Annotated in this window: 22 protein-coding genes and 1 pseudogene; 6 read left to right on the top strand and 17 right to left on the bottom strand. The window is 61.5% G+C overall.

Features of this window, described 5'->3' with window-relative positions; all coding sequences use genetic code 11:
* Nucleotides 1-45: 45 nt before the first annotated feature.
* The 14 genes and pseudogenes from NW812_RS08565 to rpmJ all read right to left on the bottom strand — a co-directional run bounded on the left by NW812_RS08565 (nt 46) and on the right by rpmJ (nt 10,861).
* Nucleotides 46-1,166, bottom strand: a pseudogene (locus NW812_RS08565) (ABC transporter ATP-binding protein).
* A gap of 263 nt (nt 1,167-1,429) precedes the next feature.
* Entirely contained in the window at nt 1,430-1,870 is a 441-nt protein-coding gene (locus NW812_RS08560; RefSeq protein ID WP_414395879.1) for an Hsp20/alpha crystallin family protein, read from the bottom strand.
* Between the two features lie 154 nt (nt 1,871-2,024).
* Nucleotides 2,025-2,318: a PepSY domain-containing protein gene (locus tag NW812_RS08555; RefSeq protein ID WP_414395878.1), complete on the bottom strand. Its 294-nt coding sequence runs from the start codon at nt 2,316-2,318 to the stop codon at nt 2,025-2,027.
* 68 nt (nt 2,319-2,386) lie between these two features.
* Nucleotides 2,387-5,020, bottom strand: a complete 2,634-nt coding sequence (acnB, locus tag NW812_RS08550) for a bifunctional aconitate hydratase 2/2-methylisocitrate dehydratase (protein ID WP_414395926.1) — start codon at nt 5,018-5,020, stop codon at nt 2,387-2,389.
* 61 nt (nt 5,021-5,081) lie between these two features.
* A complete protein-coding gene (prfA, locus tag NW812_RS08545) occupies nt 5,082-6,164 on the bottom strand; it encodes a peptide chain release factor 1 (protein ID WP_414395876.1) in 1,083 nt (360 codons plus the stop codon).
* Between the two features lie 53 nt (nt 6,165-6,217).
* Nucleotides 6,218-6,442, bottom strand: a complete 225-nt coding sequence (gene rpmE, locus NW812_RS08540) for a 50S ribosomal protein L31 (protein ID WP_414395874.1) — start codon at nt 6,440-6,442, stop codon at nt 6,218-6,220.
* 78 nt (nt 6,443-6,520) lie between these two features.
* Complete coding sequence (rpsI, locus tag NW812_RS08535; protein WP_414395873.1) at nt 6,521-6,934, bottom strand: 30S ribosomal protein S9; 414 nt, start codon at nt 6,932-6,934, stop codon at nt 6,521-6,523.
* Nucleotides 6,931-7,386, bottom strand: coding sequence for a 50S ribosomal protein L13 (gene rplM, locus NW812_RS08530; protein ID WP_414360726.1), 456 nt, complete (start codon nt 7,384-7,386; stop codon nt 6,931-6,933). Before rplM ends, rpsI begins: the two co-directional genes overlap by 4 nt.
* A 5-nt stretch (nt 7,387-7,391) precedes the next feature.
* On the bottom strand, nt 7,392-8,237 hold the full coding sequence (gene truA / locus NW812_RS08525) for a tRNA pseudouridine(38-40) synthase TruA (RefSeq protein WP_414395872.1): 846 nt from the start codon (nt 8,235-8,237) through the stop codon (nt 7,392-7,394).
* A gap of 5 nt (nt 8,238-8,242) precedes the next feature.
* Complete coding sequence (gene rplQ / locus NW812_RS08520; protein ID WP_414395870.1) at nt 8,243-8,593, bottom strand: 50S ribosomal protein L17; 351 nt, start codon at nt 8,591-8,593, stop codon at nt 8,243-8,245.
* A gap of 66 nt (nt 8,594-8,659) precedes the next feature.
* Complete coding sequence (locus NW812_RS08515; RefSeq protein ID WP_414395924.1) at nt 8,660-9,652, bottom strand: DNA-directed RNA polymerase subunit alpha; 993 nt, start codon at nt 9,650-9,652, stop codon at nt 8,660-8,662.
* Nucleotides 9,653-9,766: 114 nt separating this feature from the next.
* Nucleotides 9,767-10,153 (bottom strand): 30S ribosomal protein S11, encoded by a 387-nt coding sequence (gene rpsK / locus NW812_RS08510; protein ID WP_414395869.1) that lies wholly within the window; start codon nt 10,151-10,153, stop codon nt 9,767-9,769.
* A 58-nt stretch (nt 10,154-10,211) separates the two neighbouring features.
* Nucleotides 10,212-10,595 carry a 30S ribosomal protein S13 gene (gene rpsM, locus NW812_RS08505; RefSeq protein WP_414395867.1) on the bottom strand — a complete coding sequence of 128 codons (384 nt, stop codon included), beginning with the start codon at nt 10,593-10,595 and terminating at the stop codon, nt 10,212-10,214.
* Between the two features lie 149 nt (nt 10,596-10,744).
* Nucleotides 10,745-10,861 (bottom strand): 50S ribosomal protein L36, encoded by a 117-nt coding sequence (rpmJ, locus tag NW812_RS08500; RefSeq protein ID WP_414395865.1) that lies wholly within the window; start codon nt 10,859-10,861, stop codon nt 10,745-10,747.
* A 130-nt stretch (nt 10,862-10,991) separates the two neighbouring features.
* Here rpmJ and NW812_RS08495 point away from each other — a divergent pair, with 130 nt between their 5' ends.
* The 5 genes from NW812_RS08495 (at nt 10,992) to NW812_RS08475 (ending at nt 17,792) form a co-directional block, all read left to right on the top strand.
* A complete protein-coding gene (locus NW812_RS08495) occupies nt 10,992-12,896 on the top strand; it encodes a carboxypeptidase regulatory-like domain-containing protein (RefSeq protein ID WP_414395863.1) in 1,905 nt (634 codons plus the stop codon).
* A 60-nt stretch (nt 12,897-12,956) separates the two neighbouring features.
* A complete protein-coding gene (locus NW812_RS08490) occupies nt 12,957-14,012 on the top strand; it encodes a carboxypeptidase-like regulatory domain-containing protein (RefSeq protein WP_414395861.1) in 1,056 nt (351 codons plus the stop codon).
* Between the two features lie 81 nt (nt 14,013-14,093).
* Nucleotides 14,094-15,713, top strand: a complete 1,620-nt coding sequence (locus NW812_RS08485) for a phospholipid carrier-dependent glycosyltransferase (protein ID WP_414395859.1) — start codon at nt 14,094-14,096, stop codon at nt 15,711-15,713.
* A 107-nt stretch (nt 15,714-15,820) separates the two neighbouring features.
* On the top strand, nt 15,821-16,873 hold the full coding sequence (locus tag NW812_RS08480) for a Gfo/Idh/MocA family oxidoreductase (protein ID WP_414395857.1): 1,053 nt from the start codon (nt 15,821-15,823) through the stop codon (nt 16,871-16,873).
* Between the two features lie 67 nt (nt 16,874-16,940).
* Nucleotides 16,941-17,792 (top strand): sulfite exporter TauE/SafE family protein, encoded by an 852-nt coding sequence (locus NW812_RS08475; protein ID WP_414395855.1) that lies wholly within the window; start codon nt 16,941-16,943, stop codon nt 17,790-17,792.
* On the opposite strand, the gene pheA is transcribed toward NW812_RS08475, so the two are convergent.
* A complete protein-coding gene (gene pheA / locus NW812_RS08470; protein ID WP_414395853.1) occupies nt 17,783-18,697 on the bottom strand; it encodes a prephenate dehydratase in 915 nt (304 codons plus the stop codon). The genes NW812_RS08475 and pheA overlap by 10 nt on opposite strands.
* Before the next feature lie 5 nt (nt 18,698-18,702).
* A complete protein-coding gene (locus tag NW812_RS08465; protein ID WP_414395852.1) occupies nt 18,703-19,080 on the bottom strand; it encodes a late competence development ComFB family protein in 378 nt (125 codons plus the stop codon).
* A gap of 444 nt (nt 19,081-19,524) precedes the next feature.
* On the opposite strand from NW812_RS08465, the gene gap reads away from it, so the two are divergent.
* The gene (gene gap / locus NW812_RS08460; protein ID WP_414395850.1) at nt 19,525-20,538 is read left to right on the top strand and encodes a type I glyceraldehyde-3-phosphate dehydrogenase; all 1,014 of its coding nucleotides are present in this window, start codon (nt 19,525-19,527) and stop codon (nt 20,536-20,538) included.
* Between the two features lie 4 nt (nt 20,539-20,542).
* Here the strand turns inward: gap and NW812_RS08455 are convergent.
* A partial coding sequence (locus tag NW812_RS08455) for a 2-amino-4-hydroxy-6-hydroxymethyldihydropteridine diphosphokinase (protein ID WP_414395848.1) occupies nt 20,543-20,732 on the bottom strand: 190 nt, incomplete at its 5' end.

The raw sequence follows: 20,732 nt of genomic DNA, 5'->3' as shown, positions 1-20,732 counted from the left end.
CCTGCCTCTGTAGGACTGATTAGGATTCTAAAGCGATTCCAGGGTTTAACCTAGGCGCTGCTCGGTTTCGGGATCGAACAGGTGGAAGCGCTCCATGTCGAAGATCACTTCCGCCCACTGGTTGACGCGCAGCTGGGTACGGGGATCCACGCGGGCAATAAACTCCTGCTCGGCCAGGATCCCTTCTCGGTCGCTGGTGCTGAGATAGAGGATTACTTCATGGCCCACCAGCTCCGTTACCGAGACCTTAGCCCGCACCGGGGCAGGTTGGATCCCTGGGGGTTGGTAGTGGGGATCGTGGATGTTTTCTGGGCGGATGCCGAAGATGACCGACTTGCCGACGTATTGCCAATAGGGCTCTGCCTGGTGGGTCGGGATGGCCACGCGGAAGGCGCCGGTATCGATCCAGAGGGTGCCCTCCTGTTCCCACAGCTTGGCCTGGAAGAAATTCATGGCGGGGCTGCCGATGAACCCGGCCACAAACAGGTTGGCAGGGCGGGTGTAGAGGGTGTGGGGGGTATCCACCTGCTGCAGGCGGCCATCCTTCATGACGGCGATGCGGTTGCCCATGGTCATGGCCTCCACCGGGTCGTGGGTAACGTAGATAAAGGTGGTGCCCAGTTGCATGTGCAACTTGCTGATCTCAGCCCGCGCCTGTACCCGCAGCTTGGCATCCAAGTTGGAGAGGGGCTCATCCATCAAAAACACCGCCGGATTGCACACGATGGCCCGCCCGACGGCAACCCGCTGCCGTTGCCCACCCGAAAGTTCCTTGGGCTTGCGGTTGAGAAGGTGCTCGATCCCAAGGCGCTTGGCCACCCCCCTAACCCGGCTTTCGATCTCCGCCCGTGGCAGGCCGCGCAGCTTGAGGCCAACGGCCATGTTCTCGGCCACGGTCATGTGGGGGTAGAGGGCATAGGATTGGAAGACCATGGCGATATCCCGATCCTTGGGGGGACATCGTTCACCCGTCGATCGCCAATGTAGATGGAGCCGGCGCTCACTTCTTCCAAGCCGGCCAGCATGCGCGGGGAGGTGGTTTTGCCGCAGCCGGAGGGGCCGACAAAGACGAGAAATTCCCCGTCTTCGACGGTGATGTTCAGGTCATGGACGGCGGTGGTGTCTCTGTAGCGCTTGGTAACGTGTTCGTAGGTAACGCTGGCCATGCTCTCAACCTTGGCTCCGTTGCGCACTCAAACCCTATCCAAAGCGGCGGGCAAAAGTCCAATGGGGTTCGGTTTAAGTTCGCTAGGGAAGGCTGGGGATCACTGCAGCGAACCCGATTTATTCCTGCTTGAAATGAGCGCAAGCTGAAAAACCAAAACGCAAAAAAGGACTAAAAAAAAGGGTAGGCGATGAGCCTACCCCTATGGGATCTTTTTTCCTCATGGAAAATTGCCTAACCTCAGAGCAGCTTCAGCTACGCCCATCAGGAGACAACGCTCACTTTGACCACTTGGGCTTTTTCAGAGTCGGCCTTGGGCAAGGTGAGGGTGAGGATCCCATCTTTGTATTCGGCTTTCACCTGGTCTTGCTTGATCCGGCTGGGCAGCGGGATCACCCGTTGGAAGCGCCCGTAGCGGAACTCGCTGCGGGTTACGCCTCTGTCCTCGGAGCGTTTCTCAAAGCGCCGCTCGCCGCTGATGGAGACTGCCTCCGCCGTTGCTTGGATATCCAGATCTTGGGGGTTCAGGCCGGGCAGCTCCAGCCTCAGGGTAATGGTCTCCGGATCGTCGTGCATTTCCACCGCCGGCACGAAGGCAAACGCCTCGGTCTCCGTAGGACGAGCCATCAGCCGGTCAAACATCCGGTTCATTTCCCGTTGAATTTCGTCAATTTCCCGAAAGGGATCCCAGCGAACAAGGGCCATATCCACCCACCTCCTGTTGATTTTCTTTAAGCTTTGCCTCGGAGACTTTAGCATAGCCTCCGTACATCAGCCTAAGCCGTCTGGCCCAATCAAGGTGTAGAGTTTTCTAGAAATCTGTTGGGGTATTTCCCCTACGAAAAGCAAGCAAAAGCCCTTAGGGCTCTGAACGCCGATAGGGGCGGTGGGAGCTTGTTTGCAACCACAGGCTCAGGCCAGTAGCTACCATAACCAACAGACCCAGTCCGTTTAAGAACGGGTAAACCCCCTGCAGATCGAGGGGGCCCCACTGCCCTTTGTGGATTTGGATGAGCCAGGAGTAGTCGAAGTTTCCGGTGAGGCGGGCCATTTGATAGAGGGATCCCGTTACCACCGTTACCAGCAAGGGCAAGGCCACGATAGGGGCCAGGGCACGGTGGATGCGGCGGAGGATTCTTTGACTGAGGGCCATTAGGCTTGCTCCCAGGTAAGCGCCACCATCCTGCCATGGTAGCAGGCTCGACGCCTTTGCCCCTCTGCTCAAGACTGGATCCCCACCGCCTCTTCCAGCTTGGGCATTTGCTCTCTGGGGATGACCCGTCCCTCGTCCTCAAAGCCAGGGATCTCGTGGAAGTTGAGGTAGCGGTACACTTCGCCGGCAAAGGGCTGGATCTTGGTGGCAACGATCTGCCGGTATTCCTCCACCGTTGGGATCCGCCCCAAGAGGGCGCAGACAGCAGCCAGCTCGGCGGATCCCAGGTAGACCCGTGCGCCTTTGCCCATGCGGTTGTCAAAGTTGCGGGTGGAGGTGGACATGACGGTGGCTCCATCGGCCACGCGAGCCTGGTTGCCCATGCACAGGCTGCAGCCAGGCATCTCTGTTCTCGCTCCAGCAGCGGCAAAGATGCTGTACACCCCTTCAGCACGCAGTTGCGCCTCGTCCATGCGCGTGGGGGGACAGATCCACAGTTGGCGCACCTTAACCCGCCCCTGGCCTTCCAAGATCTTGGCAGCGGCGCGGTAGTGGCCAATGTTGGTCATGCAGGAGCCAATGAACACCTCGTCAATGTGGATGGGCGTATCGGGGTTGCCGGCCGCGTGCTGGGCGTGGACTTCGCTCAGAGTCATTACTTTATCGGGATCGTTGGGGGCGCAGACAATTGGCTCGGTGATGGTGTTGAGATCAATCTCAATGACAGCGGCGTATTCGGCGTCGGGATCCGCTTCCAGCAGGGTGGGGTTGGCCAGCCAGGCCTCCATCTTGGCAATGCGCCGCAGCAGGGTGCGGGCGTCCTGATAGCCGCGGGCAATCATGTTTTTCAGCAGCACCACGTTGGAGCGCAGGTACTCGGCAACGCTCTCAACGCTTAGCTTAATGGTGCAGGCGGCGCAGTTGCGTTCCGCCGAGGCGTCGGTAAACTCGAAGGCTTGCTCCACCTTCAGATTGGGCAGGCCCTCGATTTCCATAATTCGCCCAGCGAAGACGTTTTTCTTGCCCTGCTTCTCGACGGTAAGCAGCCCCCGCTGGATGGCCACGTAGGGAATGGCGTGAACAAGGTCCCGCAGAGTAATCCCAGGCTGCAATTCCCCCTTAAAGCGCACCAGCACCGACTCCGGCATGTTGAGGGGCATCACCCCCATGGCCGCGGCAAAGGCCACCAGACCCGATCCAGCCGGGAAGGAGATGCCCAGAGGAAAGCGGGTGTGGGAGTCGCCCCCCGTGCCGACGGTATCGGGCAGGAGCATGCGGTTGAGCCAGGAGTGGATGATGCCATCGCCTGGCCGCAGGACAACCCCTCCCCGCGAGGCAAAGAAGTCGGGCAGCTCTTTGTGGATTTGGATGTCCACCGGCTTGGGATAGGCGGCGGTGTGGCAGAAGCTCTGCAGCACCAGGTCGGCGCTAAAGCCCAGACAGGCCAGCTCCTTGAGCTCGTCGCGGGTCATGGGGCCAGTGGTGTCCTGGGATCCCACGGTGGTCATCAGGGGCTCGCAACTCGTGCCAGGGCGCACCCCTGGTAGCCCACAGGCTTTGCCCACGATTTTCTGGGCCAGGGTATAGCCTTTGCCCGTGTCGGGGGGCGGGGTGGGGCGGATAAAGAGAGGAGAAGGATCCAGCCCCAGGGCCTGGCGGGTTTTGTCGGTGAGGGCCCGGCCAATCAAAAGGGGGATGCGGCCCCCGGCCCGCACCTCGTCCGGCAAGGTGACAGGACGCAGGGAAAAGCTGGCGAGAATTTCGCCCGTCTGGGAGCGGATCACGCCCTCGTAGGGATAGATCGTGACCACCATGCCCGTCTCCAATGGGGAGACATCGCACTGGATGGGCAGAGCGCCCGCATCCTCGGCGGTGTTGAAGAAAATCGGTGCAATCGTGCCCCCCAGGATAACGCCCCCGGTCCGCTTGTTGGGCACATAGGGAATGTCGTGGCCAATGTGCCAAAGGAGGGAATTGAGGGCGGACTTGCGGGAGGATCCCGTGCCCACCACATCCCCCACAAAGGCCACCGGATGGCCGCGGCGCTTGAGCTCAGCAATGGCAGCTATGGCCCCCGGTGCCCGCGACTCCAACATGCTCTGGGCGTGAAGGGGGATGTCTGGGCGGGTGGTGGCGTGGGCGGCAGGGGAGAGGTCGTCGGTGTTGATTTCGCCGGCAACCTTGAACACCGTGACGGTGATGGCCTCAGCTAGAGGCGGCTTGGCAGTAAACCACTCCCCAGCGGCCCAGGATTCCAGCACCTGCCGCGCATAGACGTTGCCGGCCTGGCTCAGCTCCAGTACGTCGTGAAAGGCATCGAAGACCAGCAGCGTGTGGCTGAGGGCGCGGGCCGCCGCCGCCGCGATCTCCTGCCGCCTATCCTGCAGCAGCTCCAGCAGTACCTGGACGTTGTAGCCCCCCAACATCGTGCCCAGGAGCTCCACTGCCCGCAAGGGAGGAATGAGGGGGGAGCGCACCTCCTCCTTGGCCACAGCGGCCAAAAAGCCGGCCTTCACATAGGCTGCCTCGTCCACCCCCGGCGGGACGCGCTCCGTGAGGAGGTGCAACAGAAAAGCCTCCTCTCCAGGCGGGGGATCCTTAAGCAGCTCGCACACCTGGCTGGTCTGGGCGGCATTCAAGGGCAGTGGCGGGATCCCTTGCGCCGCACGGGCGGCAGCGTGTTGGCGGTACTCAGCCAGCATGAGGATTCCTTGGGTCACTGACGCAGGCATTATTCTACCGCCAGAAAGAACCCAGCCCTCCTCAAGAGAGCTCCGCCAACAGCTCCTTTTGGTATAGGCCAATACAAGCTTGGATTAACTCGTCCAGCTCCCCTTCCAAAATTGGCTCGAGCGGGAAATTTTGGTTGAGGCGGTGGTCGGTAACCCGATTGTCCTTGTAGTTGTAGGTGCGAATTTTTTCTGAACGGGCTCCTGTTCCTACCTGCATGCGGCGGGCGGAGCTAATGGAGGCCTGCTGCTCGCGCAGCTTCATCTCGTAGAGCTTGGCCCGCAAAATCTGCATGGCCCGCTGCCGGTTTTGCAGCTGGGAGCGCTCCTCGGTGCAGAAAACCCGGATCCCAGTGGGCTTGTGGAAAAGATCCACCGCTGTTTCCACCTTGTTCACGTTTTGTCCCCCTGCCCCGCCGGAACGCGCTGTCCTAATCTCGATATCTTTGGGATCGATGACCACCTCCACCTCGTCCGCTTCTGGCATTACCGCTACCGTGGCCGTCGAAGTGTGGATGCGCCCCTGGGCTTCCGTGATGGGTACCCGCTGGACCCGGTGCACACCGGCCTCGAACTTGAGCTTGCTATAGACTTGATCGCCGCGGATTTCCAGGATGGCCTCTTTGTAGCCGCCCATGTCGCCCTCAGAGAGGCTGACCAAGCGCACTGACCAGCCCATCTTCTCGGCGTAGCGGGTGTACATGCGGGCTAGATCAGCTGCCCACAGGGCTGCTTCCTCTCCCCCAGTGCCAGCGCGGATCTCCAACATGATGTTCTTTTCGTCGTTGGGATCCCGGGGCAGCAGCAGCAGGGTAAGCTTTTCCTCCAGTTGCTCCTGACGGGCGCGCAGCTGCTCCAGCTCTGCCCTTACCATTGCCTCCAGCTCCGGGTCAGAGGCCGCCTCGCGCAAAAGCTCCTCCGTCTGCTTGAGGTCGCGAGTTAGCTTTTGCCAGTCATGGAAGGCCTGCACCGTTGCTTCTAGGGAGGAGCGGGCCTTGGCGATTCGCTGCAGCTCCGCAGGGTCTGTCGCCACCTCGGGATCCGCCAGGCGCACCGTCAGCTCCTGGAAGGTAGCTTCGACGTTTTTGAGCTGCTCGATGAGTTGAGCAGAAGCCATAGGTCTAAGTCAGCAAGAAACCCAAGCCGTCCTGAGCAAGGCAAGGGAAAGCTCTACTGGGCTTTCTTGCCACTGCTCATGCCGTACTTGCGCATGAACTTCTCCACTCGCCCTTCGGTGTCGATGATCTTTTGGGTGCCGGTGAAGAAGGGGTGGTTGCCAGACCAGACTTCAACCCTGAGCTCTGGCTTGGTGGATCCCACCGTCATGACCACCTCGCCGTTGCAGATGACTTTGGCCTCGGGGTACCACTGGGGGTGAATGCCTTTCTTGGGCATGAGAGCCTCCTCCCTGGGTGGATATAAGCCTGTAATAAATGTCTATCAACCCAATACCTACCGCCGCAATGCCGGCCCTTACCGCTTCGAGTACTGAGGAGCTTTGCGGGCTTTGCGCAAGCCGTACTTCTTGCGCTCCACAGCGCGGGGATCGCGAGTTAGGTAGCCCTCGGCCTTGAGGGGGCCGCGGTTGGAGGGATCCAGCTGGCAGAGGGCGCGGGCCACCCCGAGCTTGATGGCATCGGCCTGGCCGTGGAGGCCGCCCCCATGGGCTCGCGCCAAGATGTCGTAGGAGTTCTCCAGGCCAAGGAGCTCCAGCGGCGCCTTGACGCTGGCCAGGAACGCCGCCTGGTACTGCAGGTACTCCTCGCCAGGCCGGTCGTTGATGATGATCTTGCCCGTGCCAGGAACCAGGCGCACGCGAGCAATGGCAGTTTTGCGGCGCCCAGTTCCCCAGTAGACGGCTCGCGGGTTGCTGGCTGTCTGGGTCATGCTTGGGCTCCTGGGATCGTGTGGATGGGATAGACCTGTGGCTGCTGGGCCTCGTGGGGGTGGTGGGGGCCGGCGTACACTTTCAGCTTGGTAAATTGCCGCCGCCCTAGGCGGGTGTGGGGCAACATCCCCTTCACCGCTTTCTCAATCACCCGCTCTGGCAGGCGGGCTTGCAGTTGGGCAAAGGTCTCCACCTTCATCCCGCCGGGACGGCCAGAGTGGCGGCGGTAGAGCTTTTGGGTGCGCTTTTTGCCGGTAACCACCACTTTCTCAGCGTTGATGACGATCACGTAGTCCCCCGTATCCAGGTGGGGGGTGAAGTTGGGCTTGTGCTTGCCGCGCAAGAGGTTGGCCACCACTACCGCTAGGCGGCCAAGGCGCTGGCCAGCTGCATCAATTACGTACCAGCGCGGGGCTAAGGTGGAAGGGGTAGGAAGGGGAGTCTTGTTCATGGCAGCTAGGAGAGAGAAGGGACAAGAGAAAGAACACCTGCCGGCCAAGAAAGGGATCCCCAGAAGGGCAAGGAGGGAGGAAAGCGTTGGCCAAAGGGATCCCTAGCATAGCCCACATCCAACAGGCACAGGCCCTGTGGAGGGGCGCTGTAGCGGGTGCGCATCTGGCTCCAGTCGTTGTGTTGCCAGAGGTGGACAAATTGCTGGGGGCTGAGCTCGCCCCGGCCCACCACCTCGAGAGACCCCACCAGCAGCCGCATCATCCGGTAGAGGAAGCCGCTGGCCTGCACTTCGATGCTGATGAGATCCCCTACTCGCTGGCAGAGCACCTCCTCCACCCGCACCCACGAGTGCGGTCGATCGGATCCCCGCCGGCGGAAGGCTTCCAGGTTGTGCTCCCCCAAAAGGGAGCGCAGCGCCTCGGCCATTGGCTCCACCTGCAAAGGCCAGCGCACTTGCCAGCTAAAGGGCCGCCAGAACACATCTGGGCGCTCGCGATTGAGAATGAGGTAGCGGTAGCGGCGCCACCTGGCGGAAAAGCGGGCATGCCAGTCCTCGGACACAGGCGCTGAAGCCAGTACCACTATATCTTCCGGTAGGCAGTCGTTGAGCACCCGTGCCCACTCCGTGGGCGGAATGCCGCAGGTGGTGTCGAAGTGAGCTACTTGGCCAGCCGCATGTACCCCGGCGTCGGTGCGCCCTGCTCCGTAGAGGGTAACGGGGTGCCCGGCCCGCGAGGCAATGGCCTCCTCTAGTACCCCTTGTACGGTGCGGTGGCCCACCTGCCGTTGCCAGCCGCGAAAGTCCCTGCCCAGGTACTGAATCTTTAGGGCAATGCGACGGCTTTGCATGAAGCCTACACCAACTCGATGACGGCCATTTCTGCCCCATCGCCCCGCCGGCGCACGGTGCGCAAGATGCGGGTGTAGCCTCCCGCTCGATCTCGGTAGCGCTCGGGCGCCTGCTCAAACAAGGATCGCACCAGATCCTTGTCGTAGATGTAGGCCAGGGCCTGCCGCCGCGCTGCCAGGGAGCCGTCCTTGGCTAGGGTAATCATCTTCTCGGCTGTGGCCCGAACAGCTTTGGCGCGGGCTTTGGTGGTAACAATTCGCCCTTCCCGTAGCAAGGCCGTGGTCAGGGCCCGCAGCAGAGCCTTGCGTTGGTCAGCAGGCTTGTTGAGGTGAGGGGTACGACGGCGGTGGCGCATGGTAGCCTCTGTTTTTTGTCCTCGAGTTTCAGGCAGCTTGGGGTTTTGAGCCCCACCCTGGGCAGGCTAGGTTCTGCTCCTTTCGCGGGGCAGCGTCAGGCCAAAGCGATTTTTCAAAGCTTGCACCACCTCTTCGGCGGATTTCTGGCCAAAGTTTTTGATCTCCAGCAAATCTTCCTCGGTATGGAGCAGCAGATCCGCCAGAGTGTGGATCTGGGCCCGCTTGAGGCAGTTGTAGGCCCGCACCGAGAGCTGCAGCTCCTCGATGGGGATTTGGTTTTTCTGGGTGTCCTCTGCTGGCTGGGGGGCTGCTGGGGTGTCAAAGCTAACCTCCTGCAGCGGCGAGAACAGACCTACCAAAATGCGAGCTGCTTGGCTAAGCGCTTCCTGGGGAGTAAGGCTGCCGTTGGTCCAGATCTCCAGAACTAGGCGATCTTTTTCCAAAGACTGCCCCACCCGGGCTGGCTCGACGGTGTAGTTGACCTTGCGCACCGGCATGAAGACGGAGTCAATTTGGAGAAAGTCAATGGCCATGGATTTGCTGTCGGCGTAATCGACGGCGCGATAGCCCCGTCCACGGCCAATCATGAACTCCATCTCCAGGATGGCTCCCTCTGCCAGCGTGGCAATGTGGTGACGGGGGTTGATCACCTCTACGCCGCTGGGCAGCTGCAGCTTTTCAGCGGTCACTTCCCCCGGCCCCTGGGCTACTAGGCGGCCCACCTGCGGCTCAGGGGAGCTGGAGCGCAGAACCAGCTCCTTCATGTTGAGCAGGATCTCCATCACGTCTTCCCGCACCCCGGGCACGGTGGAAAACTCGTGGCTTACCCCGGCAATGCGTACGGCCGTCACTGCCGTGCCTTCGAGGTTGGAAAGCAGCACCCGGCGCAAGGCGTTGCCTACCGTGATCCCCTGACCGCGCTCCAGCGGCCCCAGGGCAAATTTGCCGTAGTAAACACCATTGGCTTCCTGATGGGATTCGAGGCACTCAGTTTGATAGGGAGCAGCACTGGCTGCTGCTTTGCTGGTTGAATGGTGGAGGGTTCGGCTGGTTGGCATCATGGCGTAGCCCTGTCTGTCTGGCTAGCTATGCGTTGGAGAAGGTAGTCCCCCTCTGGTGCTGGGGGCTAGGATTCTAAAAACAAGCTCTTGGCTTCCCTAAAAGTCGGGATCCTAGACGCGCCGCCGCTTGGGAGGCCGGCAGCCGTTGTGGGGAATGGGAGTGATGTCGCGAATGAGGGTGATTTCTAGGCCTGCCGCCTGGAGAGCTCGAATGGCTGTCTCTCGACCGGCTCCGGGACCGCTGACCATGACCTCAATCTGCCGCATGCCGTTCTCCATGGCTTGCCGCGCTGCGCTCTCTGCTGCCACCTGAGCGGCAAAGGGAGTACCCTTCTTGGCACCTTTGAATCCAGTAGAACCTGCCGAAGCCCAACACACGACGTTGCCGTTGGGATCGGTAATGGTGACGATGGTGTTGTTAAAGGTGGACTGGATGTAGGCCACGCCGTTGGGGATATTTTTCTTGACCTTGCGTCCGCGCCGTTGCTGCTGAGCCATGACCTCTGCGTCCTTGTTGACTTAAAGTAAGGTGTGCGGAGATTGGGGGGAACAGGACTTACTTCTTGGCTGGCGGTTTCTTCTTGCCAGCTACCGTTTTCCTAACTCCTTTGCGGGTGCGGGCGTTGGTGCGGGTGCGCTGGCCACGCACGGGCAACCGCAGGCGGTGGCGCCGACCTCGGTAGGTGCCGATGTCAATGAGGCGCTTGATGTTCATCGCCTCCTGACGGCGCAGATCCCCCTCCACTTGGTACTCGTTTTCCACCACAGCCCTTAGGGCGGCTATCTCCGCGTCGGTGAGGTCGCGGGTGCGGGTATCGGGGTTGATGCCCGTCTTGGCCAGAATTTGGCGGGAGCGAGTTAGCCCAATGCCGTAGATGTAGGTGAGGGCAATCTCAATTCGCTTGTCTCGGGGGATGTCAACGCCCGCAATTCGTGCCATGGTTAGGGGTACCTTTCCAACAAACTCAAGTAAACTGGCTTCCTAAAGTTGAGTTGTTGCAGTCGGGAAGCGTCTTGCCAAAGGCATGGCTTAGGCTGCACCAACTGCCCCTTGTCTCTAGCGCTGCCTCACTCCTCCGTCCCCTACTTTTACCCTTGCCGCTGTTTGTGCTTTGGGTTGGCAGGACAAATGACCATCACCCGGCCACGGCGGCGAATGACTCGGCACTTTTCGCAGATTCGTCGGACGGAGGGCCGCACCTTCATGGCTATCCTGCCAAAACCAGCGAATATCCATTCTAAGGTCACCGGGACAAGCTGTCAAAAATCGTTTGGGCTTTCTCGGTGGGTTGGCTATGCTGGTTGGGCAAAGGAGCAGAGCAGGGCTGGGGATCAAATGCGCTGGCAGTGGCTGGTTGTGGTGGGCGGCCTGCTGGGCCTGGGATCTGCAGTTTGGGCCCAGGAAATGCCGGTGGCCTCTCAAGACGCTGCCGGGCCCCTGACGGTGGAGAAGTTGTTACCCCTGCCCAGCTCGGCGGATCGCATTGACGGCGTGCCGGAGCGGGGGTGGCTGGCGGTGGGGCTGCTGGAAGCCCAGGCGGTAATGCTGCTGGAGGGGTCGAGCGGGGATCCCCTGTGGCAAGTGGCGGTGGGCTTTGCCCCCAGCGTGGTGCGGGTGGATGCGGCCCGGCAAGTGGTCTATGCCTCTGGCCTCGAGGCTCCTGGGGTGGTGGCCCTCGATCTGCTCACGGGGGATTTGCTCTGGACTTATGGGCTGCCGGCAGGAGTCTTGGATATGGCTGTAGATCCTGCCAGGGGACGGGTTTTTGCCTCCCTGCCCGCCGCCCAAAGCTTGGCGGTGATCCATTGGGGGGAAGCGGATCAGCCCCAGGCTCGCCACTTGCCGCTGCCCGGCCCTCCTTTGGCTTTGGCCTATGACGTCCGGCAGGGAGTGGTATTTGTGGGCCTGGGTGGTGGGGATCCCCTCAGTGTGCTGGTGGTCAACCCCGACAATGGCGAGCTGCTGGCCCGCTGGCGCGGCGGCCATACTCCAGAGGCGATGGCTCTGGATGCCCAGCGGCAACGCCTGGTGGTGCTCAACTCGGGTAGCCAAGAGCTGACCGTGCTGGATCTGAGCCGCAGCGGCAAGCTCCTGCAGCGAGTTGGCCTAGATTGGCGGCCGACGCGGCTGGCCCTTTCCCCCGATGGGCGCTGGGCCTACGTGAGTGCCCGCAGCAGCGACCGCCTGCAAATTGTGGATCTAGAGGCGGGGCGACTGGTTACCTCCCTACGGCTGGAGAGACAGCCGGCAGGCTTGGCGATGCTGGGCGATGGGGATCTGTGGGTGGTGGCGGCAGGGATCCCAGCTCTGCGCCGTCTAGAAGCGCAAGTGGGCAAGAGCAAGACGGAGGCCCGCCAGGAGGAGCTTCCCTCTGCAGGCCAGCGCGGTGTGGTGACGGGACGGGTGCTGGATATTGCCGGCCAGCCTGTCCAGACTGGGGTTGTCCGCCTTGCTGCCACTGCCACCCAACCCCAACAGACAGTTCCCATTGCCGCCGACGGCACCTATGTCTTGCCAGAGCTGCCGGCGGGGCTGTACCTGGTGGATGTGGAGGTGCCGGGGTTTCCCCCCACTAGCACCCAGGTGGAGGTGCGGGCTGGTTTTGTGTCCACCCAAAACATTCGCCTGCCGCCAGGGCAGCCGGCCCACCAGCCGGAGGGCATTGGCCTGTTGCCGGATGAGCCGGTTTACTCGGATGAGCTGGCCCGGCACCTCAGCGTTGCCCTTCAGGAGCTGCAGCCACAGCGGCCCGTGATCCTCCTAAAGGGACCGCTAGGGCCAGATCCCCGCTTTGAGCCGCTCCTGCCACTTGTCCAGGGCCTAACCTTGTTGGATCGGGATGAGCGCTACACCGCCGACTTGGCCAAGCTGAAGGCCATCGGCGACGCCCTCGGCTTGCGCTACATTCTCCTAACCCACCTGCAAATCTCGCGGGATTACAACCGACAGGGCAGCCCGCTGCTGAATATGGCCCTGCGCTTGCTGGCGCCGGCAATCCCGGTGGAGATCCCCAACTTTACCCCCAACCAGCTGCGCAGCCGTGGCGTAGTGGTGGTGGTGGACTTGCAGAAGGATCGGCCAGGGGATCGGGCTCGCTACTACGAGGCCTATGGGCGGGATGACGTGGGCGGGGAGCCGCTGTTTGAAGATGCGGCGGCGGGCCTGTTTCGGCTGCAGGTGCGCAACATGGTGCCTCTCTTTATCCAGCAATGGCAGGCCAATAACCCCTTTGCTGGGTAAACTACCCCACGGCTAAATCTGGGGGCTGCCGCGCCGCCTCCTTCAGTGAGGAGCTTGCCTGTGGAGAACCCCCTGCAATTGGCGGACGTCGTCATGGCTGTTCTCGTTTTCCTTTTCTCGCTGCAGCGCAGGATTGGCCTGGGTAGCTTGGCACTTGGCAGTTGGCTAGCCCTGGCTGCGGAAGTCTCGGCCCAGGCTCTGGCCACCCCCCCTCTCCCTTTGACGGCCTTGTTTCCCCAGCGGAACCAGGTAAAATCCCAGGCGCGTCTGGTGGGGCAGGTGAGCAACAGCCTGGGGCAGCCGGTGGCCGGGGCGCAGGTGCACTTAGAGGGCTTGGAGAACCTCGCTCAGCCCATCCAAACGGACGAGCAGGGCGCCTTCGAGCTCAACCAAGCCCCGGCTGGGCGCCGGCTGCTGACGGTGTGGCACCCCGATTACGAAAAGGCAGAGCAGGAGATCCTGCTGCAGGCAGGCCTGACCACCCCTGTGGAGGTGGTTTTGCAGGTGCCCCTCCGGCCCCAGCCGCGGCGTCGCCTTGGCATTTTGGGGGTGGGAGGGCTGGACCATACCCGGCTTTTGAGCCAGCGCCTGGCCATAGAGGTGGTGCGCCTGGGCCTAATCCCCAACACCGAGAAGGTGGTGCCCCTGGACAACCGCCGCCTGCAGCCGATCCTGCGGCAGGTGGGCTGGCCCATCTACGAGCTGTTTGAGTGGGATCGCCGCAAGCCAGAAGCGGTGAGCCGGTTTTTCGACTACCTAGGCCTGGAGGCCATTGTCATCGCCCGCGTCGATGTCCTCACCCGCCCGACTTCGCCCACTGAGGTAAGCCTGCGCTCCCGCAGCCGCCTGGAGCTGTGGAGATTTGACGAGCAGGGCAACCTTGTGGCGGAGGTTCTGGCGGAGGCTAGCCGCAACCAGGTGGAACGGGGCAACCTCAACGCCGACGACCTGGCCCAGCTCTACCAAATCCAGGTCACGCAAATGGCCGCCGAAATCGGATCCCGCTGGAAAAAGAACCACCCGCTGGCCTCTTACCTAGAGCTGGCCCCAGGCGAGGCCCCAGTGCCACCTTCGCGCCTGGATACAGCCGTGGAGCTGGTCATTCCCACCTCCTGAGGGCTTTAAGTAGGGACTGGCCTAGCAACGGCGGCAGGTTAAAAAAGTAGCACTGAGGATCTCTGCTGCCGTCCCCTGCCCATGGCTTCTTCTCAACCCCGCCAACCCGCAAGGCCGGAAAGGGATAAGCCCCTCCTTGCTGCCTCTGCCCGCGAAGGGGTAGCCGCTGGCAACTTGCCCCCAGAGGCAGCAACTGCCGCTCTAGCTGCAATTGGGTCCGCAGGAGAGCGCCGCTGGCTGTTGGGGGGAGCGCTTGGGATCTTTCTGATGAGCCTGGGGCTGCGCTTATGGCGACTGGCCGAGTTGCCGGCGCCGGTGTTCGACGAGGTGTATTTCCCTCAGTTTGCCCAAAATTACCTCGACGGGAAGCCCTTCTACGACGTACATCCGCCCCTGGGGAAGTACTTCATCGCCCTCAGCATCCAACTCTTTGGTCGCAACGAGTGGGGCTTTCGCCTAGCTACCGCCTTGTGTGGGTCCTTGATTCCGCTTTTGCTGGCTGGCTTGGCCTATCGCCTTACCTACCACGTGGGCTTTGCGCTCCTAAGTGGGGCTCTGCTGCTCACGGACGGGGTGTTTCTCGTGGAGTCCCGCTTTGGCCTGATTAACGTGTACCTGGTTGCCTTTGGCCTAGCGGCCTTGATTTTGCTCCTAAGCGGGCTGGAACGCCGCGGTTGGCAGCGGACTCTTCACCTCACCGGCTCCGGCATCCTCCTGGGGGCGGCGGCTTCTGTAAAGTGGAATGGCCTCTGGTTTGCTTTCATGTTTGCCCTCCTGGGGATCCTGGTCTGGGGGGTGGTCTGGCTGCGCCCGCAGTGGCTCCCAAGGCTAGGGATCTTGAGCCAGATCCGCCACCTGCGCTGGTGGCACTATGCCTTTTGCTTTGGCCTTGCGCCGCTGGCCTTTTATGCCCTTCAGTGGATCCCACACCTGCAGCTCAACCCGCAGCAGGGGCTGACGCTGGATTGGAGCTGGACCGGGATCCAGAACTACTTTCGCTCTCTAGTGCTCATCAATCAGGCGGTTTACAGCGGGCACCTGCATGCTGATCTTGTGGTCGATGAGAACACCCCCGTCCACCCCTATTGCTCCACCAGCTTGCGCTCCCTGGTGGCCTGGTTCCCGGCGCTGCGCCCTTGGCTGACCACCCCCTTGGCCTCGGCAGGGGCCTGGTCTTGGCCAATTATGGGCCGCCCGGTGGGCTACTACTTCAGCAGCCAGGGCAACCTGTGGCGAGCAGTCCATGGCCTGGGCAATCCCTGGCTGTGGTGGCTGGGGACAGGCTCGATCCTGGTGCTGGTCTGGCGCGGGATCCGCCGCTTCCACGGCCTGGAAGCCTTTATCTTAATTGGCTACGCGGCCAACTACCTGCCCTGGTTCCTCGTCAGCCGCTGCGTCTTCATCTACCACTACATGAGCGCTCTGGCATTCAGCACCCTGGCCCTGGCCTGGCTGGTGCTGCTGGGCTGGCGGCACTACCGTCGCTTCTGGCGGCGGGTGAGCTGGATGGCGGTGAGCTTGGTTTTGGCGTCTTTTCTCTTCTTCTTCCCTGTTTGGTTTGGCCTTCCCCTCAGGCCAGACCAGTTTTATGCGCGCATGTGGTTCCGCCCCACCCCGACACTGCTCTTCTGCTTTAGCCCCCAGGCCTGCGAGCGAGCACCCCTACGCCTGCCGCCTGTTCCTGGCTTGAACTGGATTTGAGGGGGGCATGGTAAGCTTTGGGCAGTTTGTCTAGGAGAAGCTGGGCTTCCTTGCCGGAAGGCGGGGTGTGGTTTGTCAAGCGCTTGTGGTGGAGGTAGTGGTAACCTATGGCTCGATCCTGCCCGCGTCCTGCCAACTCTCCCCGCCGTTACCCTAGCCAGCCGGTTCCTGTCGGCGTCATCGGGGTCGGCAACATGGGCCAGCACCATGCTCGCGTCTTTAGCCTGATGAAGGACGTGCAAGTGGTGGGCGTGGCCGACATCAACGTGGAGCGGGGCCTGGATGTAGCCAGCCGCTATCGAGTTCACTTCTACGAAGACTACCGGGAGCTGCTGCCCCACGTGGCCGCCGTGGCCATCGCCGTTCCCACCGTTCTTCACCACGAGGTGGGTATGGCCTGCCTGGAGGCGGGGGTACACGTGCTCATTGAAAAGCCCATTGCCGCCAGTATTGCCGAGGCAGAATCCCTGGTCAACCGCGCCGCCGACTGCAATTGTATTCTGCAGGTGGGACACATCGAGCGCTTTAGCCCCGTCTTTCAAAGGCTGGGGCAAGTTTTGCAGCGCGAAGAGCCGCTGGCTTTTGAGGCCCACCGACTCAGCCCCTATTCCGACCGGGCCAGCGACGTGTCGGTGGTGTTTGACCTGATGATCCACGACATCGACCTGTTGCTGGAGCTGATCCCTTCCCCTGTAACCCAGATTACTGCTAGCGGCAACCGCGCCTCCAACTTAGGCTATCTCGACTACGTCACGGCCACCCTCACCTTCGCCAACGGCGCCATCGCCACCCTCACCGCCAGCAAGGTTACCCACCGCAAGGTGCGCACCATCGCCGTCCACTGCAAAAATGCCCTCGTGGAAGCCGATTTTCTCCACAACGAGATCTCGATTTACCGCCAGGGAGGCAGCAGTAGCCACGAGTACGGCCAAGTGCCTTACCCGCGGGAGGGCCTTATCGAGAAGGTTTATATCGAACCTATTGATAAGCTCCATGCCGAGCTAGAGCATTTCATCAACTGTGTGCGGGGCGGCAGCCAGCCTTCGGTGGGCGGGGAGCAGGCCCTAAAGGCCCTAAAGCTGGCCTCAGAGGTGGAGCGGATTGCTCTAGATGGCTGTGCCTGGCGCGAAGCCAAGCCTCGCTGCAGTTTCTTGCCGTAGCCTCCTAGGGGAAGTAAGGAGAGCCAAAGCCTTGGTAGGAAAAAATCTAGCTTTGGCAATAGGCGGCGTGGCAACAGGGATCTTGGCCGGCCTTTTGGGTATCGGCGGCGGCACGATCCTGGTGCCCTTGCAGGTCAGCTTGGGGATCCCGCCGCTGCAGGCGGTTGCCACGAGCAACTTTTCCATGCTCCTCACCTCCCTAGCAGGCAGCTTCCAAAACTGGCGCAGGGGAATGCTGGATCCCAAGCGGGTAATTCTGCTGGGGATCCCGGCTCTGTTCACAGCCCAAGGAGGGGCGATCCTCGCCAGTCACCTGCCCGGCTATCTGTTACTAGCGGCCTTTGGGGTGCTGTTGCTAGCGAACATTTACCTGGTGGAGCTGGGCAAAACCGCGGTCGCCCACGCCCAAGGGTTGGGGAGGCCAGGTGCTGCGGCCGGCAGGACGAAGTCCCCCGATGCAGGGAAACTCGGCAACCGCTCTGCTATTAGGATCCCGATGCCTCCCTGGCTGGCCCGCATCCTGACCGGGGGCGCTGCCGGCTTGTTGGCGGGGCTTTTCGGCATTGGCGGTGGCATTATCCTGGTACCGCTGCAGATCCTGCTGTTGGGGGAAGCCCTCAAGGTGGCCATCCAAACCAGCTTGGGAGTGATTGGGATTACAGCCGCTGCTGCCACCTTCGGCCATGCTGGCCTGGGCGATTGGATGGCGAACGCCCTGGGCTTTGGGGAGGGCACCCTCCGCCAGAACGTGCTCTGGATTCCCGGCCTCATCTTGGGGATGGGGGGATTAGCCGGCGTTCAGGTCAGCACCCGCCTCTTGCCCAGATTGCCCGAGGCAGTGGTCAGGCTACTGTTGCGCAGCTTTCTGGCCCTGGTTTCTCTCTACGTTTTTTGGCAGGCCTGGCAAAGCTACGAATAAACCGGATTGCCTTGGCCAAGCAGATCCCTGTAGTTCTGCTTGCTGAGGTCATGGACAGGGTAGCTGCCAAAAAGTTTGAGGATCTCGGCAATGGCCTCCAAGGCCGCAATGACCTCATCAGGCAGATAGGGTTGGCCGACCGGGTTTTCCAGATCGACAAAGAAGACGTAGGTTCCCGCCGATTTCTTGGTGGGGCGGGACTCAATGCGCGACATGTTCAGGCCCCGCTCGGCAAAAACTTGCAGCGGCTTCAGCAGCGCTCCTGGCACATTGTGGGGCAGGCTAAAGGCCAGGGAAGTGTGGGATCCCCCCGGTGAAGATCCGCAGCGGCCCACCACCCAAAAGCGGGTGGAATTGTCCGGGTGGTCGTTGATTGGGCAGGCCAAGACCGGCAGTTGGTAAAGATCTGCAGCCCGCTCTGAGGCGATGACAGCAGCTTTGGGCCGGCTTTGCAGCCGCTCCAGTTCTTCGGTGGTGGAGCGGGTTGGGATCAAGGTGGCCTGCGGCAGGTGGGATCGCAACCAAGCCTGACATTGGGCCAAAGCTTGCGGGTGGGAATAGACCTGCTCAATCTGCTCTAGCCGGGAGGCACAGCTGATGAGGGCATGGCGAATTGGCAGGATGAGCGCCTGGCGAATGCTTAGCCCTTCCAGTTGCCAGAGGGCATCTAGGGTCATCGAGACGCCGCCCTCGACGGAGTTTTCTACCGGCACCACTGCCCAGGCCTGCTCGCCGGCAGCCACCGCTTCCAAGCAGGCGCTAATGGTGGGGTAGGGCACCAAGGGATGGGATCCCTGGCTGTGGAGGTGGGGCTGCTCGGGACAGGCCAGCAGGGCAGCCAACTCCGTGTAGGTTCCGGCAGGGCCTAGAAAAGCCACTGGCGCAGACGAGACGATGGAGTCCATTCCCTCTAGCTTTCTTGTTCAGAATTGCTGTCGGCTAGCTCTAACTCTACCGTCTTGGCGTTGCGCAGCCGCAGGGGACAGTCAGGTTCTGGACAGAGAGGATTGGCCGCCACCCGCTCCATGGCCTTGGTCACTTCCAGGCGAATTTGCCTCTGCAACTCCTGATCCGCCTGGATAGCCTCTAGGGTGTATATAGAGCCTTCAAAACTAGTAGTGTAGCGGGGCTGGAGGTTGTTGAGGGCCAGCGCAGCGGCATCGTGACAGAATCTTTCGCACAAGCAGTAGCGCTGCTGGCTTTCCATGAGCAGCAGCTCGTTCACCATCTCCAGAACAGCCCGCTCCATCTGATTTTCCAACTTCTTCAGAGGTTTGCGTGCTTCCATGGGCGGGATCCCCTCGCCGTTGTTTTCGTTGTCTTAAAAGTCTTATAAAGGCTTAAGGCCGCTGCCAACCTCTCTGGAAAAGTTGCCGCTCTTTGGCTGGGAAATAACTTCTCCCGCTTTCCTTCCTTCACATAGAGATGGGACTCGGGACTTGTGTTCCCAGTTTCGGGAGCGCTTGCACCTAACGTACCCAAAAGCAACGCGGTTATCAACTTGCGTCTCAAAGGGTCTGGGGGGAAGAACTAGTCGCCCGGCCAGGGAAGTCCGACCCTAGATTCCCGGGTCAGCCCCCTGCTGCAACCCTGCCTTAGAGCCTTGCAAGAAGCCGGCCATACTAAGCCTCCCCTTCCGGCGGCTGGGAGTGTCACTCTATCTCTAGGGGACTGGCGTCTCCTGCGCTACAGCCCCCAACCCGTCGTCCTAGACTGCTACTGGAGGATTGCTATGACCACACGGGTAGCCATCAATGGATTTGGTCGCATTGGCCGCTCGTTTTTGCGAGCGCTGCTCTCCCAGCCAGAGCGGGGGCTGGAGGTGGTAGCGGTTAACGATCTAACCGAGCCGGAAAACCTAGCTTACCTGCTCCAATTTGACTCTGCCTACGGCCGCCTGCCCCAGACGGTGAGCGTTGCCGATGGCCACCTGCACGTCGGCAGCCACAAGATCCGAGTTCTGGCAGAACGGGATCCGGCGCAACTGCCCTGGAAAGATCTGGGCGTCGAACTGGTCATAGAGTCCACTGGCCTGTTTACCAAGCGGGAGGGAGCAGCCAAACACCTGGAAGCTGGCGCCAAAAAGGTGATCATCTCTGCTCCTGCCAAGGGTGCCGACCTAACGGTGGTGATAGGGGTCAACGACGACCAGTACGACCCAGAGCGGCATCACATCGTCTCCAACGCCTCCTGTACCACCAACTGTCTGGCGCCGCTGGCCAAGGTCTTGCTGGATCGCTTTGGCATCGAGACGGGCTTTCTCACCACGTGCCATGCCTACACCGCCACCCAGGCCATTGTGGATCGCCCGGATCCCAAGGACTATCGCCGGGGCCGCTCGGCGGCGGTGTCGATTGTGCCTTCCACAACAGGGGCAGCTACGGCAGTTGCCGAGGTCTTGCCTGCCCTGAAAGGGAAGATGGACGGCCTAGCGCTGCGGGTGCCCACCTTAACCGGCTCGATTGTGGACTTTGTGGTGCGCACTGAGCGGCCCATTACCAAAGAGGCGGTTAACCAAGCTTTTGTCGAGGCTGCGGAGGGGCCGATGCGCGGGATCCTGGCCATTGCCCCGCCGCACATTGTCTCGGCAGATATCATCGGCGATCCCCACTCTTCAATTGTGGATCTGGAGTCGACGATGACGCTAGGGGATCGCACAGTGAAGGTGCTCTCCTGGTACGACAACGAATACGGCTACGCCTCGCGGCTGGTGGATCTGGCAGCCAAAATGGCGGCTGCACTGTAGAGCTTTAGTCCCAGCCTAGGTCGGTGCGCTCGAGCCAGGAGCTATCCAGGGCAGCCAGCGCCTCGGCTGCGGCTATGCCGGTTTCCGGGTGGCGCCAGTGGGGATTGATTTCGCACAGGGGGGCCAGGACGAAGGGGCGCTCCATCATGCGAGGGTGGGGCAGGGTCAGGGCGGGGCTGTTGAGAATCCAATTG

The organism is Synechococcus sp. O70.2, from assembly GCF_047462135.1.
Taxonomy (GTDB): domain Bacteria; phylum Cyanobacteriota; class Cyanobacteriia; order Thermostichales; family Thermostichaceae; genus Thermostichus.
Note: the sequence above shows the minus strand (reverse complement) of the source record. Positions and strands in the feature narration are given on the sequence as shown.

Bases quoted from the DNA above. Each gene is read 5' to 3' on its own strand.
- NW812_RS08560 (WP_414395879.1), bottom strand. From the start codon at position 1,870: ATGGCCCTTGTTCGCTGGGATCCCTTTCGGGAAATTGACGAAATTCAA.
- NW812_RS08555 (WP_414395878.1), bottom strand. From the start codon at position 2,318: ATGGCCCTCAGTCAAAGAATCCTCCGCCGCATCCACCGTGCCCTGGCC.
- acnB (WP_414395926.1), bottom strand. From the start codon at position 5,020: ATGCTGGCTGAGTACCGCCAACACGCTGCCGCCCGTGCGGCGCAAGGG.
- prfA (WP_414395876.1), bottom strand. From the start codon at position 6,164: ATGGCTTCTGCTCAACTCATCGAGCAGCTCAAAAACGTCGAAGCTACC.
- rpmE (WP_414395874.1), bottom strand. From the start codon at position 6,442: ATGCCCAAGAAAGGCATTCACCCCCAGTGGTACCCCGAGGCCAAAGTC.
- rpsI (WP_414395873.1), bottom strand. From the start codon at position 6,934: ATGACCCAGACAGCCAGCAACCCGCGAGCCGTCTACTGGGGAACTGGG.
- rplM (WP_414360726.1), bottom strand. From the start codon at position 7,386: ATGAACAAGACTCCCCTTCCTACCCCTTCCACCTTAGCCCCGCGCTGG.
- truA (WP_414395872.1), bottom strand. From the start codon at position 8,237: ATGCAAAGCCGTCGCATTGCCCTAAAGATTCAGTACCTGGGCAGGGAC.
- rplQ (WP_414395870.1), bottom strand. From the start codon at position 8,593: ATGCGCCACCGCCGTCGTACCCCTCACCTCAACAAGCCTGCTGACCAA.
- NW812_RS08515 (WP_414395924.1), bottom strand. From the start codon at position 9,652: ATGCCAACCAGCCGAACCCTCCACCATTCAACCAGCAAAGCAGCAGCC.
- rpsK (WP_414395869.1), bottom strand. From the start codon at position 10,153: ATGGCTCAGCAGCAACGGCGCGGACGCAAGGTCAAGAAAAATATCCCC.
- rpsM (WP_414395867.1), bottom strand. From the start codon at position 10,595: ATGGCACGAATTGCGGGCGTTGACATCCCCCGAGACAAGCGAATTGAG.
- rpmJ (WP_414395865.1), bottom strand. From the start codon at position 10,861: ATGAAGGTGCGGCCCTCCGTCCGACGAATCTGCGAAAAGTGCCGAGTC.
- NW812_RS08495 (WP_414395863.1), top strand. From the start codon at position 10,992: ATGCGCTGGCAGTGGCTGGTTGTGGTGGGCGGCCTGCTGGGCCTGGGA.
- NW812_RS08485 (WP_414395859.1), top strand. From the start codon at position 14,094: ATGGCTTCTTCTCAACCCCGCCAACCCGCAAGGCCGGAAAGGGATAAG.
- NW812_RS08480 (WP_414395857.1), top strand. From the start codon at position 15,821: ATGGCTCGATCCTGCCCGCGTCCTGCCAACTCTCCCCGCCGTTACCCT.
- pheA (WP_414395853.1), bottom strand. From the start codon at position 18,697: ATGGACTCCATCGTCTCGTCTGCGCCAGTGGCTTTTCTAGGCCCTGCC.
- NW812_RS08465 (WP_414395852.1), bottom strand. From the start codon at position 19,080: ATGGAAGCACGCAAACCTCTGAAGAAGTTGGAAAATCAGATGGAGCGG.
- gap (WP_414395850.1), top strand. From the start codon at position 19,525: ATGACCACACGGGTAGCCATCAATGGATTTGGTCGCATTGGCCGCTCG.